The sequence below is a fragment of the Paenibacillus profundus genome (assembly GCF_021369635.1).
Taxonomy (GTDB): Bacteria; Bacillota; Bacilli; order Paenibacillales; family Paenibacillaceae; genus Paenibacillus_B; species Paenibacillus_B profundus.
Genome location: NZ_JAJNBZ010000001.1, coordinates 1 through 14,029, shown reverse-complemented (window position 1 = coordinate 14,029; position 14,029 = coordinate 1). Strand labels below are relative to the sequence as shown.

The following is a 14,029-nucleotide window of genomic DNA, read 5'->3' as shown; positions in this document are numbered from 1 at the left end:
TGAATAAGCGCCATACTTGCCTCGATGCTCTGGCATTTCAATCCACGCATCCGCGTAGGATGCGACCAATGAGTCCAATAGTAACGTTACCAATCGAAAATTTCAATCCACGCATCCGCGTAGGATGCGACCGGACGACCCCGACCATTATGATAACTGGGGTACGATTTCAATCCACGCATCCGCGTAGGATGCGACTTTTAGCTAAGGCCTCTTCACTGAATTCCAAAATATTTCAATCCACGCATCCGCGTAGGATGCGACTGCTTTGAAACTTTTGGTCATAGACAGGAGATAATATTTCAATCCACGCATCCGCGTAGGATGCGACTATGTTTCATCAGGAGAATGAATTTGATAGATTAATTTCAATCCACGCATCCGCGTAGGATGCGACGTTATGCTGCTGGATGGCTATTATCATAAGCAGGGCAAGATTTCAATCCACGCATCCGCGTAGGATGCGACTGTTATCTCTTACGAAATGTTCCTCTCGTTCGGGGTATTTCAATCCACGCATCCGCGTAGGATGCGACATGGCAAAGGTCACGCTACCCACCACCTTTCAGGAAATTTCAATCCACGCATCCGCGTAGGATGCGACCATGTATCGACGGTAGGCGTTTCCTTAGCTAAGGAATTTCAATCCACGCATCCGCGTAGGATGCGACCGGTGGGAGCTGAGTTTGCTAAATGAGACAAGTATATTTCAATCCACGCATCCGCGTAGGATGCGACGGTGAAAAGTTTGCTCCTACGATACGCAAAGTTGCTATTTCAATCCACGCATCCGCGTAGGATGCGACACAAGCGGTTTTTCTGGACGCGCGCACATTTGGAATTTCAATCCACGCATCCGCGTAGGATGCGACGGCGGCACGCTGGACGAAGCTGGTGCGCTCGTGATAATTTCAATCCACGCATCCGCGTAGGATGCGACGCCGATTACTGACACGCGTGCCGCTTATTACTCATTTCAATCCACGCATCCGCGTAGGATGCGACGACTCGATAATTACGTCCTCAACCGCGACCAAGTCATTTCAATCCACGCATCCGCGTAGGATGCGACAGCGAAAAATGATTGTGAAAATCACATTTCGTTCTTAATATGATGTAACTAATCAAAAGAGCTATAGAATCAAGCTAAAAATAGGTCTTTTTCATTTTGCAACAAACCATAAAATGGACTTTACCTATAATTATAGAAAAAACGCGGTGCGAATCCCCCGGAGATTTCATGTGCACTATACATTCGCACTAGATAATTAGTGGCCCTTCCATATCAATAGATTCTTTCACGCCGATATGCTCAACCTTGTTTTTATAGTTGTTCCCCAATTGATAGAAGCGCAGGCTGTCTTCCTTTTGATCTATAATATCGGCCAATTGAATCTTCAGGCTGGCGAATTGAGCAGCGTCTACATTACATTCAAAGACGGAGTTTTGAACTCTCTGGCCGTAGTTCTGGCACAGTTTTGAGACTCTGCGCAGCCTTCGTTGGCCCGCACTGGTCGTTGTCTTTACATCATATGTGATTAACACTAGCAATCTAAACACCTACTTCCATAGAAATGGAGGGTATTCATCCAGATCATTGCGCAAATAACGCGCCAGCAACAATGCTTGGGCATGTGGCACTAAGCCCCAGCTTATTTTCTCACCTAAATACGGGTGCATGATTTTCTCTTGTTTTTTATTTTGCCATGCCGTCAAAAATTTCTTTCTGGCCTCATCTGTCATAAGAACAGCGCCATTTTCCTTTGTATAAAAATCATCTTTGTTCACGATTTTCTTATTGATCATAGTTAGAACAAATTTATCTGCATAGATTCCCCGCAATTCTTCCATAACATCCAACGCCAGTGAAGCCCGTCCCGGACGATCCCGATGCAGGAACCCAACATATGCATCCAGACCAACCGCTTCCAGGGCAGCTGCCATATCATTCGCTAATAACGTATATGCAAGGGACAGCATCGCATTCACATTATCCAGCGGTGGTCTGCGAGAACGGAAACGAAAATAAAAATCGTCTGTCTGCTGCAGAATCATTTGACCCATCGCCTTATTGTAACTGACCGCAGCCTGTCCTTCCAAGCCTCTTAACCGCTCCAGATCCTCACACTCTCTCACTTCCAGCATAAGGGATGACAACTGCCCGGAAATCTCCTTGAACTGAGCGATATCTATCCTTAGCGGGTAGTCTCTCGTCATTCGTTCAATCATCCATTTATGATTGAAAATTTTGGCCACTATAAAGTTGCGTGCAATTTGGGCTGACGAAGTCTCATTCTCGGAGACAAGATATTGTTTTTTTCGCAGAACAACGTTCCCTTTGCTCTGTCCAATGACACGCGCCAAAAACCGCCCACTCATCGTCATAAAGGTGATCGCTATATTCCGATCCGCACAATACCCCATCAACGCAGGACTTGCTCCTGTATAACCAAAAGCAACGATAGCTTCCAGATTGTGCAACGGAAGACGGCCCAGCTTCTCTTCTCCCTTCAGCAGCACAATATTGTCCCCGTCCAATGCCATATAAACGTCCGGCTGGTTTACATATAACGTGTTAAGAAGGCGCTTCATCTCTGATCTTCCCCTCAATATAACTTTTTACCGTCCGTTTATTCATCAGAGCTGGGAGACAGATAGATTGCAGCGAGCAGTTTTTGCAGTATGGCCCGCCTTTTACTTTGGGTGTATGGTTGCGCTTGTAATAATCATGCATCTCCGCTGCGACAACTCTGACCCTCTGCTTCACATCATCCGTAAGCGGAACTTCAATTCGATGCTTCAACTCTTGATAAAAAATATATCCGGTCTGTACATCGCACAACAGCATCTCTTCCAGACAGAGCGCTTGCGCAGCCAGTTGCAATACATCTGATTCATCCGTCTTCGGCTTGCCGCGCTTGTACTCAACAGGATAAGCGATATATTTGCCTTCAGCCCCACGAATCTCTACTCCGCAGCTGTCTTGTACGAACTCGACCACATCGCAGATACCTGCCAATTTCAATTCATGCGACTTGACAGACATAGCGCGAACGACAAGCTTGTCGCCGCGCTTTTCCCTCGTGAACGGTTGATCTGCATTGCGATGGAGATGTTGCCCTTCGATCGTCTTCACATTTTCTTCCCATTGCTGTTCTATGTGAATCAACGCCCATTGCCGCTTGCAGAATTGAAAATGCTGGATGCCCGATAGCATTAAATAGCTATCCTCATCATTATAGGCCATCGATGATCTCTACCTTCAAGCCTTCCAACTCGTCCAACGCAATATCATAATCTTCTTGGAACGATTTCGCTTCTTCCTTATTTTTGCTAACATGCAAGGAGCGGTGCACTTTCGCAGATGAATATTGACCCAACTTGGAGCTGTGCTCCCACCAATACACTTTGTGCACTTCCATACTTCCTTCCGGTCTGGCAGAAGAAGCATCATTTTCGAACAGTGTAACAAGCGTCTGCTTGATTTTCTCCGCATCTTCCGTAGTGAAGCCTGTCTTTTCCGCCAACTGCGTATTGATGCTGCCATAGAAGACATATACGCCGAAGTCCACCCGATGCTTCATGCCCATTGTGTCCGATCCTCTTTTCTCGCCCGGCTCCGAATTGACGCTCTTCGTAATCTGCATACTCGTAATATCAATCGGATCGACGCTCGTTGCCGTATGTATCGACACCGGACCGCGCACGCCAACAGACACCCCTTTATCTCCGCTGCCCTTGAAGGCAAATACCTGTCCGAAGCTACGGACATCGATCCACTGCTCGCAAGCGATTTTCGCTAACTCTTCGCCGGAACCGCCTTTTTGTTTTAATATTTTTGCCAGTGCCTCGTTTGCTTCCGCCCGCTCGCGCAAACTTTTAAGCTGATCATCATTTCTATCATTGGACTGGACAAAAATAGGCTCGCCGAGATCTTGCAGCCGGTTTCGAATTTTCCGTTTCAGCGCCACATCCGACACTTCACCATGACCGTCATAGTTTTGACGCGGCTGGTTGCCATTCAAAGGATCACCGTTCGGGTTGGCTTTGGTCACAGAAAATACAACAGCAAAATCAATTTTATGATCGAGAATTGTCATGATTGATTCTCTCCTTCGTTGGATTGTTTGGTTTGATTTTCTTCCTTCTTCTTCCCTTGGAAAAAGTCATGTCTTTGGCTGGAGAGTCCCAGCAAGTACTTTCCGGATAAAGGCTTGTCATTAAAGTCTTCATATTTGAATTTGGATAGAATCTCATCCATCAATTTCGTCAGATCCGTGCATTTCGCACCCAATCGCGCCTGATACGGCTGCAAGCCCGCTTGAATCACCCTCCACGTCCGCTCCGGATGCTGCGCAAACGAGTTCATATAGCGAATCGCATTCGTTGCGCGCGTCTCTTCTGAACCTAGCGCACGCCGTTCCAAAATATCAGCCACCGCCAGCAATCTCCCAAACAAATAGCTTCGGTCCGTATTCTCCTTGTCCAGCGCCACCTTGAACCCCTCCTTCTCATAAACTTTATTGACTAACGCGCAAGCAATGCTCAGCGTCTTCTCCCATTCCCACTTCTCCATCGCCACCGGATTGGACGCGCGGCGAACGATGCTATTAAAAATATCCGCCGGAATTTTGACGCCGTCTACCATGCACGGCAGCATGCGTTCCATCAGCCCTTTTACGAGCTTGTCGCTGGCTGATGTTCCGTAAGCGGCATAAGCAATATCTTTCGTCGCCGGTGTGCCGAAAAATTGAACATAGTCGCCTTGCTCATCTTTGCGGTAACGGTGCAGCCATACACAAGTGGAATGCCATTCCACCAGCTTTTCAAAGTAATGCTTCTTGTCCAGATTGCGATAATATAGCACAGCCATACGCCCGGTCGTGGCAGAATCAAGGATAAGCAGATTTACAGCGGGATTCGTAATCGAAAGCTTCTGTCCTGCTCCATACCCGGCCAGAGCGCTCCCAATGTCCCGTGCCAACCCTTCGCTCGTAAAAGACTCCCTTTTGTGCGCCGCGCTCTGTTCCGGAAATAGGGCAAAGGTATCCTCTTCGGGAGCCGGCACGTCAACCGCATCGTTCGACCAAACGAGAAATACGCGCCCATCAATGATTTTCCCTTGGCGGTTAATAAGCCATTTCAGCGCATTATGGGCTTTTTGCGATACCTCATAGCTAATGCCCGCCACTTCCTGGCTGCTGCTGAACCGGCCCCGGAACGTAAAGCCGCTTGTATCGCTGGCCGAGATCAACTTCGCTTTGTCTGCCGGATTTCGTATTTTGTTCGCATGCTTGTCCGTACCTGGCACCAATTGCCCCGTCACATAACACAGCTTGTTGTTGCCCAGCTTGCTGTTATAGTAGCGGATGAACGAATCATACACCTCCGGATCTTTCCACACTTCCTTAAGCGGCCGAACCGGGGAGTAGACCGTAAAACGAATGAATGCGCTTTCTTGTTCGCCATTGAGCACGCCAAACAGCGGTGGTTTCTCGTCACCGTATTTTTTATCCCATTTGCCAAGCAGACAACCGTTCCCATCTAGGGACAACAGGTTCTCTTTTTCAACCAGATCGCGAACGAGCCTTTTTTTATTCAGGTACTTAAAAATACTGGCGACATGAGGATGGCTAAATGGCGATAAAGCCCATTCTTCCAGCTTTTCGATATAGGCTTTGAACTGATCCGCTTTCTTGGCTTGTCCGCCATAGTCAATGTAGTCTCCAGCCACATAGCTTAACTTATCATGCAGCGGATAAGGAAATACGGCAGTCCCCGAACGGCTGGAGGAGTCCTCTGTGCACGGAATCAAAGTACTGGCATCGCTCTTGTCAATGACGATCGCTGAATGAAATTCCCCGTCTTCCGTGACACGAACTTCAATATGTGCCGTCTGTGTCGTATGAGAAATCGGAAGCAGCGTGAATTCCTGCCCGTTATGCTTCTTCTCGACAACCCCGACCCGCTCCAGGTTCGATTCATACGTCTCATATAATTGCTGCAACCAGCTCATCGGCTTCCCTCCGCTTCCAGCCGAACCTCCAGTTCCTCAACCGCCTCGATCTCCCCGGCCGCGAACGTCTTCGGTTCCATCTCAGCCACGGGACGAACAAGCGTACATTGTTCCGGTTTAATAAATTCAATGACACCATTTTTCATAACCGGATTCCATAGCCGTGTCTCCATCTGCTGCCTTCCTGTCTCATCGGGATAATTGATCCCGTGTACTATCGTGCCAAAGTGGAAATCTCCATAATTGTCATAGAAGCCCTCTCCTGTGTTAAACTCGCATGGTTCTACGTAACCTTGGCATTCTCTTGCTCCCAGGAAAATGTCCCGGCGCCCTCCCGCCCGCAACGCGCGCTTCAAAATATTGTGGTGCTTATTTTCGTTGCGATCATACTCCAAGTCCGGCCGGTTCGGGTTGAACACGAAATGAGCCCGGCATTGGTATCGAACATCTTTCAGATAGGAGTAGTATGCAAGCGTATTGCCTCCTCCATAATCAAGCGGCCGAACTCCCTTCGACTCCATCCGGATCGGGTTCATTACGCGAACGGCATCCACAACAAATAATATCGTTGGTTTCCAGTAAATGGATTCCACTATTCCTTTTACCGCCTGAAAGGTTGGGACTGGATATGACATCTTCTCCCCGCCCAGTCTCGTTAACGGATCTGTAAACAACGCGTAATTCCCAAACACTTCGAACTCAATGCTGTTGCGTATCAACGCGCCGCCCCCTTTCCATAATTTTCTGACACCTTTTATACTATACTCTCTTCTAAACAGGGTCAATGATAATCTAATAAAATATTATATGAACTTTTTGTTTCATACCTGAACAGAAAATCAAAAAATGTCCGCATTCTCAAATACCTTATTTGTGCTATAATAGCTTAAGTTGTCGCTGGAATAGCGCGGATTGAAAAATATAGTATTTTATTAGGAGCCTATCTGTAAAAGATAGGCTTCACTCTTCTAGAAACAACCCAAAAACCCCATTGTGCTGTCGCTGTTCAGGTCCACGCCAAAATACTCGCTGTAAGCCCCCTCTTTCAACACGAGCACCTTTCCGTCCAGACAGCTCTCCAATCCGCCACTGCGATCCAACTGGCGGAGATCGTGTTCATACAGGTTGACCGTGAACTGCTGTGCCCGCTTCAGCAGAATCGTCAAATCATCGATCGTGCCGCTTCCGTTCAGGTCGGCAATCACTTCTGCGCCTCCTCCATAGGGAACAATAACAGCGCGGGTATAATCGTCAATAACATGAAAATATTTCGCGGCGGTGCCATAGCTATTGGCGAGAACTAGCGGCAGCCATGTGTCCTTCGCCTTCTCCTCTTCCTTCTTCTTGTGATAGGCCTGGAAATAGCTGTCCGTTTCATACCGTCCGGCATATAGCAAGTCCGTCATATTTTTGCGCAGCTTAGGTACAAAATTATTCAAATCCGCTTCCAGCCTCATATAGAACTTCTGAAAATAAAATTCCATCGCCTGCTGCGATAGCAACTGGCCGCCATGCGCCTTCGCATCCCGCTTCATATCGACAAGCATCATGCGCGTTAGTTCCTTGCCGATTTGAATCTCCTTCAAATGCTTTAGATTCTCTTCTGCGTGGTCGATAATGTAGACGTTCCGCATCTCATCCTTGCCATGCCGGTTGCACCGTCCTGCCGCCTGCGCGATCGAATCCAATCCGGCTAGGGAGCGTATAACGCACTCGAAGCTGACATCTACTCCGGCTTCAATCAACTGCGTGCTGACGCAAATCACTTTTTCCTCTGCTTCAAGATGCGCCCTTACTTTTTCTAAAATGGCAGACCGGTGAGCGGCACACATCGACGTACTCAAATGATACAAAAAGATTTCCTCGTCCTCGCCGAACTGATGTTGTTCCCGCATCGCCTGCAACCGCTCATACAACGACTTAACGACCGACTTCGTATTCAAGATGACCAGAATATTGTCTGCTTCCTGAATGGTGTCTTGGATAAAGCATGCCAATTCTTCCGTACTCCAGGCCCGCTCGGTAGCTTTATCGATCAAATCAACACGCTTGAACGCATCAATTACCTCATCGAGATTACTTATCATCTCAGCGTCCTCTGCCAATTCCAGCTTCTGCTCCACGAACTGGAGCGCCGGTTGCGTCGCCGTGCACAGCACAATACTGGAGCCTCCGTACTCCGTCAAGAAGTTCAGCGCCTGGTTGAACAGCGAGATGCAATGCGTAGGGACCTTCTGCACTTCGTCAAATATAATGACTGCATCACACAAGTTATGGAGCCTGCGTATGTTCCGGCTCCCGTGCGCAAAAAACACGTTTAGAAATTGCACCATCGTCGTTAAAATAATCGGCGCATCCCAATTGTCCTTAGCCAGATTCGCCTTTTGCCGCGCAGTCAGCGCCAGCCCGTCCTGATCCTCGTCGTCTTCCTCCACCTCCACTTCTACGACGTTGGAATGATGCTCCAGAATATTCGCATCATCCTGCAATATTGTGCGCACCGTGGCTGCATTCTGCTCAATAATTGTCGTAAACGGGACAACATAGATAATCCGCTGTTTGCCAAAGGTTAACGCATGCTTCAAAGCATATCTCAAGCTGGCCAGCGTCTTGCCGCCCCCAGTTGGAATCGACAACGTATAAATAGAAGACGGCTTCGCGGCAAAACGTTCGCATAGCTCGGACATTTCGCTTCGCAACAGTGCAATCGGCGTATGGGCATCCTTGTCTTTCTTAAAAGAATGAATTTGCGCCATCAACCTTTCATAATAACTTGAAAACAATTCCTTTGTGTTCCGTTCCGGTTCGTCAGGCTCCCCCATTTCAAACCATCTCGTGTTCGTTCGATCGGCATCAATTAATGCGCTGAATACGAATTTAGTGAGGAACATAAGGTTCAGTTCCATACTTTTTGCAGGTTCTCTGGAAAGAAATTGCTCTACTTCAGTGGCTGCCTGCTTCACATATTGTTGAAATTCCTGCTCGCTCATGACATATGTAAAAAAAGCTTCGACACTCTGATCAAACTCCTCCAACTTTTTGCAAGCAACCCGTCTCAAGTAAGGAGATTCCAAATCCGGATCCAGAAAATCATGCAAATAGGAATGATGCGAAATAATCGCATTGCCTACAACCTCAGCCAAAATCGCTTTATAAGGCGCTTTCGCATCCGCATGAAAACGATCATAAAGCAACCGTCCTCCGGCCGTAGAATGATCAACATCCCCCCGGCGCAGCCGATCCTCGGCTCCGTTCACAGCCGCCAATATGTATGTCCTAAACTTCTCCGTATATTTTCCCATATCATGAAGCATGCCGGCCAGCCCGGTCACATGAGGAATATGCAATTTCTTACCGTATTCTTCCGCCAGCATCTTCACTTCCAGCAAATGCTGTTCGACGGTTTGCACCTTCTTATCACTCACCCGAATATGAGCAATTGATCGCATTTCAGCACTCCTTTCTACACCGCTCGTATTTACTGTACCGCGCACAGGTAACAACTAAATGTCAGGAATCTTATATATTCCAGATGATGCATTAGTTATACACCTCTATCCAACGCTGTAACCGCTCGATGAACTGCTTCCTTATCGATAGCGGTTCCAGAATTTCGGCAGACGGGCCATACTGAGCGAGCCAATTCAGGAAGCCTTGCTCATGGTTGACTGTCGCCTCGAACAATAAGCTTCCATCGGGCAAGTCCGTCATTTTGGGGCGCACAAACATTTCCTCTTCCTTGATGTATCTCGCCACATCGGGCTGAAATTTGACCTTGAACGTAATAAGCGATTCGCCCCGATGTACCGACCAGGTATGCTTCATATAGTGGTGGATGTCGAAGTCGCCTTTGTCGAAGTTTTTAGTCGTCATTTCGACGCTATGAAACCGGCTCATGCGGAACATCAAAATGTCCTGCTTCCGATGACAATACCCGATTAAGTAGAAGCGTTGCTCGCGAGGCACAAGACAGTACGGATCGATCTCGCGCTCTGTCACTGTATTGCGACTTTGGGTGTGGTAAACTGCACGGAGTGTCTTCTCGGCTATAATCGCTTCCATAACAGGGAGTAGGTAATTTGGACTATCATCATCTGCCTTGTAAGCAGGCGTCCCCATATGAATTAGATTCGTGAAGTTCTCCATTGCTTCCCTGCGTTTTTGCTTCTCCTTGACATGCGTCGCCATGACTTTGTCGTAAACCGAGTCGAACAAAGGCGAAAGCTTGCTTTTATCCAACATGGAAGGGAGGACAGAGAAGACCATCTCCTCTTCTTCTGTAAAATTAAGCGGATACATCGCGAAGTTGCCTATAAAGCGATATCCTGTTCCGTATCCATCATTCGTTATAGGCACGACAAGATCTAGTGTTCGCAGATCCCGGTATATGGTTCGCTCCGAAGCTTTACATTTGTCGGCCAGTTCCTGCGCCGATATGCCAGGGTTCGCCTGTATGGCTATGACCATTTTCATGAGCCGAATCATTCTATCCGACATCGTTGTACTCTCCTCCAGATGCTCTCATAATATCCTATAAATATTGGATATTCGACACCATCTATAGGTCTACCTGCCTACTCCTGCAAAAAAATCGGACTAAATAACCTCTTCCTTGTTCATAGTGTATGGGCACTTGGAATTGTCTGTATTTTTATACCATTTTAATAGCTGCTGTACATCCTCTTGGGATGCGCCGGTAAATACGTATTCCTTCGCTTTCGATGGCGAATCTATTACGAGTTCAATCTGGAGAATGCCAAATAGGCATTGGATCCAGGTTTGACGACAGGTTATCGATTGGATCGCTTGGCGCTGTACATAGACTGTAGTTCGCGTAAGACCCGGCTTCGCGATCACAGATTGATTGCCATGAACGTCCCATAGCGTTCCCGAATATTTTCGGCTCCCCCGCCAATATAACGCTGCCGCGAACGGAAGCGTCAACCATGCCCACGGGGACAAAATTGCGGAGACTAATATGACAAGGCTTACAGCAATGACCGGAAGCCACACAAAATACATCGCCTTTCCGGCTGGTAAATGACGCTGCGGGTTCACGATTGTAAATTCGGGCAACAGCATCTCCAATGCAGCATGCATCTCTGACCTGTGGATCGCGGGCAGCAGCAGTTTCACCTTCTTCTCCCCTGCATACCCAACGCAATCCATCCAGATGGACACATAACCAAAATAACGGCTGAACAACTGCTCCTTGACCCGGATCGACTGAATCTTCACAGTATGGAGGGAGGTTGATTTCCTCTCATACCATCCATACTGGATATGAATATAGGCACTGTCTCGGATAACGGACCATTTGTGATAGCGAATTTGCATCATGACCAAAGACAACAACCAGGACGTGAATACGCACAAGGCAATAATGCCAAGAAGCGCAAGCAGAACGGGTATAAGCTCCGTCGTCAATAATTCTTTCCATCTTTCATCTTGAAAAAAACGGACCACGCTTACTTCTTCTTCCGTGCTTGGTTCAACCCAATCCCATACATACGTTACGATAGTGAGGCACAAGGGAACTCCCAGCCAGAATGAATTGGAACTAATCGCCCTCATCAAAATATCCTTGGGTTGAAGTACCCAATTCGGCTTCGCTTGATTCGAGACACGCGACGTGGGTCGATTCATTCTGGCAAGGAGCATGTCTGCGTTGCGATGAGTCAACATGAACCTGGCATCAGCCTCTTCGTTCGAATCTGAAGTGTGCAAATCGGCAGTAGCCGAACCTACTAATCGATCGGTCCAAGTCTGTTCTATCGATATATTCGTTATTCGCTCCAGCGGAATTGTTCGCTGGGTGGTGATAAGTACACCTCTTTGAATGACGATTTCAGATTCCCCAATCTGATAAGTGTCTTTCCACCAAGAAATAACAGACCACAGCAAGATAGATAAACCAATAACGACAGCCACCCCATATACCCAATAAGGCTGTTGACCTGTGCCAGCCTTGATCTCCCTGAATAACAAGAGAGTATAGGGGATGATCATGTAGCGGATCGTTCGATACAAATGTACGGCAATCTTGATCGGATGTTGCCTATGAATTGTATGCATCAGTCTCACCTATCTTGGCCAGTTCAATAACCTGGCGCCTCAGTTTATTCGCATCATCTTCCAATAAACCGACAATGCCAGTCGCATCACCTGCCGTTACGATAACGACTTCAGATATGCCCAGCTTTTTCTGGATGACGTCCTGTTCAATATCTACATGCTGAACACGGCTAAGCGGAATAACCGATGAATTAACCGACCATATGCTTCCCCACCGAATCACAATTTCATCCTTTGTTAGAACGTAACTTCTTCGGGCATAGCTGAAGCGAACTCCATATATGATATAGAATAAGTCCTTGCTCCAATGAAACAAAAGATAAGCCGCAGAAACATATATAATCCACTTCCATTGGGGCAACCACATCAAATAAACGATGACGGGAATGCTTGCCAGTGCAGTCCGCTTCAATCCAGAGAAAAGACGATAAATTCGCCAATATGGCACCACATTTGGATGCAATTGTTGCTGCTCGCTAACTGTCGTATTCATAGTTGCGTACATCCTCACCTTCCTTCATATCAAGACTTTAAATTCTATTATGGTTATAGAAAGTGACAATAGCCTGTCAGAGAACATATATTCTACAAAAAAAACAAGCATCCCACCCCCGTGTCATCTTTTGACACGGGGGTAGATGCTTTTTTGGTTTCATAATGTTTTCAACGCGTCCGTGCAAGATGCGACGCTCAATGTGCGCTTGAGCGGTCCACGAATGCGAGTTGGATGCGACTTTTGCTTGATTTTGTTCACCTTTTTGGGCTAGCAATTTCAATCCACGCATCCGCGTAGGATGCGACCCAAACAAATACCCGAATCCGTCCGCTATCGCTATTTCAATCCACGCATCCGCGTAGGATGCGACCTTTGCCTCGTGCCACGTCCGCAGCGTCAGGTCATTTCAATCCACGCATCCGCGTAGGATGCGACGGAAAACTACGAGCCATCGGCCCCGGAATACCAATTTCAATCCACGCATCCGCGTAGGATGCGACTTTTATTTTATAAGACAAGTATACTATCAGCCCTATTTCAATCCACGCATCCGCGTAGGATGCGACAATCCGTAGCCTCATGTCCACCAGAGCCGATGGTAAATTTCAATCCACGCATCCGCGTAGGATGCGACTCGGCCTGAACGCATTTACCAAGCGGAACTAATAATTTCAATCCACGCATCCGCGTAGGATGCGACTTAAATGTTATCTCATGTGGACGAGCTGTTACATATTTCAATCCACGCATCCGCGTAGGATGCGACTCGATAGCCGCATACACTTGCTCTCTGACTCCCGGATTTCAATCCACGCATCCGCGTAGGATGCGACGTCGTCGAAAGCCGCGTCATACGTTTTAGGTCTATTTCAATCCACGCATCCGCGTAGGATGCGACTAACGCGTTATTGGTCTTACCGTGTCAGTAAAATCATTTCAATCCACGCATCCGCGTAGGATGCGACGAATTGAAGAAACGCGACCGAAAGAGGATCGCTATTTCAATCCACGCATCCGCGTAGGATGCGACTGTTTTAGAACACATCAAGTCGATCATTATCAGCATTTCAATCCACGCATCCGCGTAGGATGCGACAGCGAATTTTGATAAATAAAGTCAAATTCCTACATAAAAATGATCGACGAGTTCATAAAAACAATGTTTCCAATCACCCAATGATAAAACGTTAACTACCAACACTTTAAAATTACACATATTGGCATTAATTTGGTGCGAATCCCCCGGGAAATTCATGTGCACTATACATTCGCACCGGAGAATGAATGGATGATTTTCTCATCAACATTCGAACATAAGCAAGCATCATTCAGATACAATCAGTTTTCCATCTTTTACTTGAGCATTTTGCAGTAATCTAAGCCCTTGCTACACAAGGACTTTCAGCAATAAAAAAGGGACTTCACCCCAACTTGGCGAAGTT

General features: G+C 47.2%; 10 protein-coding genes and 2 CRISPR repeat arrays (1 of these 12 cut by a window edge). All 10 genes read right to left on the bottom strand.

Features of this window, described 5'->3' with window-relative positions:
• Positions 1-1,072: a CRISPR direct-repeat array (repeat unit 32 nt; unit sequence ATTTCAATCCACGCATCCGCGTAGGATGCGAC); it reaches 571 nt to the left of the window's first position.
• 188 nt (positions 1,073-1,260) lie between these two features.
• The 10 genes from cas2 to LQV63_RS00005 all read right to left on the bottom strand — a co-directional run bounded on the left by cas2 (position 1,261) and on the right by LQV63_RS00005 (position 12,584).
• A complete protein-coding gene (gene cas2, locus LQV63_RS00050) occupies positions 1,261-1,551 on the bottom strand; it encodes a CRISPR-associated endonuclease Cas2 (protein WP_233695269.1) in 291 nt (96 codons plus the stop codon).
• Positions 1,552-1,560: 9 nt separating this feature from the next.
• The gene (cas1c, locus tag LQV63_RS00045) at positions 1,561-2,592 is read right to left on the bottom strand and encodes a type I-C CRISPR-associated endonuclease Cas1c (protein ID WP_233695268.1); all 1,032 of its coding nucleotides are present in this window, start codon (positions 2,590-2,592) and stop codon (positions 1,561-1,563) included.
• Positions 2,576-3,247, bottom strand: a complete 672-nt coding sequence (gene cas4, locus LQV63_RS00040) for a CRISPR-associated protein Cas4 (RefSeq protein ID WP_233695267.1) — start codon at positions 3,245-3,247, stop codon at positions 2,576-2,578. The genes cas1c and cas4 overlap by 17 nt, the downstream gene beginning before the upstream one ends.
• Positions 3,237-4,100, bottom strand: coding sequence for a type I-C CRISPR-associated protein Cas7/Csd2 (cas7c, locus tag LQV63_RS00035; RefSeq protein ID WP_233695266.1), 864 nt, complete (start codon positions 4,098-4,100; stop codon positions 3,237-3,239). Before cas7c ends, cas4 begins: the two co-directional genes overlap by 11 nt.
• On the bottom strand, positions 4,097-6,016 hold the full coding sequence (cas8c, locus tag LQV63_RS00030) for a type I-C CRISPR-associated protein Cas8c/Csd1 (RefSeq protein WP_233695265.1): 1,920 nt from the start codon (positions 6,014-6,016) through the stop codon (positions 4,097-4,099). Before cas8c ends, cas7c begins: the two co-directional genes overlap by 4 nt.
• Positions 6,013-6,732, bottom strand: coding sequence for a type I-C CRISPR-associated protein Cas5c (cas5c, locus tag LQV63_RS00025; protein WP_233695548.1), 720 nt, complete (start codon positions 6,730-6,732; stop codon positions 6,013-6,015). The genes cas8c and cas5c overlap by 4 nt, the downstream gene beginning before the upstream one ends.
• A 252-nt stretch (positions 6,733-6,984) precedes the next feature.
• Positions 6,985-9,465, bottom strand: a complete 2,481-nt coding sequence (gene cas3, locus LQV63_RS00020; protein ID WP_233695264.1) for a CRISPR-associated helicase Cas3' — start codon at positions 9,463-9,465, stop codon at positions 6,985-6,987.
• A gap of 91 nt (positions 9,466-9,556) precedes the next feature.
• Positions 9,557-10,513: a helix-turn-helix transcriptional regulator gene (locus LQV63_RS00015; RefSeq protein WP_233695263.1), complete on the bottom strand. Its 957-nt coding sequence runs from the start codon at positions 10,511-10,513 to the stop codon at positions 9,557-9,559.
• Between the two features lie 99 nt (positions 10,514-10,612).
• Positions 10,613-12,091: a PH domain-containing protein gene (locus LQV63_RS00010; RefSeq protein ID WP_233695262.1), complete on the bottom strand. Its 1,479-nt coding sequence runs from the start codon at positions 12,089-12,091 to the stop codon at positions 10,613-10,615.
• Entirely contained in the window at positions 12,075-12,584 is a 510-nt protein-coding gene (locus tag LQV63_RS00005) for a PH domain-containing protein (protein WP_233695261.1), read from the bottom strand. Before LQV63_RS00005 ends, LQV63_RS00010 begins: the two co-directional genes overlap by 17 nt.
• Before the next feature lie 276 nt (positions 12,585-12,860).
• A CRISPR array of direct repeats spans positions 12,861-13,683; the repeat unit is 32 nt; unit sequence ATTTCAATCCACGCATCCGCGTAGGATGCGAC.
• Positions 13,684-14,029 lie beyond the last annotated feature (346 nt).

What these genes read in the sequence shown, in the direction of transcription:
- cas1c (WP_233695268.1), bottom strand. Translation starts at nt 2,592, where the DNA reads ATGAAGCGCCTTCTTAACACGTTATATGTAAACCAGCCGGACGTTTAT.
- cas4 (WP_233695267.1), bottom strand. Translation starts at nt 3,247, where the DNA reads ATGGCCTATAATGATGAGGATAGCTATTTAATGCTATCGGGCATCCAG.
- cas7c (WP_233695266.1), bottom strand. Translation starts at nt 4,100, where the DNA reads ATGACAATTCTCGATCATAAAATTGATTTTGCTGTTGTATTTTCTGTG.
- cas8c (WP_233695265.1), bottom strand. Translation starts at nt 6,016, where the DNA reads ATGAGCTGGTTGCAGCAATTATATGAGACGTATGAATCGAACCTGGAG.
- cas3 (WP_233695264.1), bottom strand. Translation starts at nt 9,465, where the DNA reads ATGCGATCAATTGCTCATATTCGGGTGAGTGATAAGAAGGTGCAAACC.
- LQV63_RS00015 (WP_233695263.1), bottom strand. Translation starts at nt 10,513, where the DNA reads ATGTCGGATAGAATGATTCGGCTCATGAAAATGGTCATAGCCATACAG.
- LQV63_RS00010 (WP_233695262.1), bottom strand. Translation starts at nt 12,091, where the DNA reads ATGCATACAATTCATAGGCAACATCCGATCAAGATTGCCGTACATTTG.
- LQV63_RS00005 (WP_233695261.1), bottom strand. Translation starts at nt 12,584, where the DNA reads ATGAATACGACAGTTAGCGAGCAGCAACAATTGCATCCAAATGTGGTG.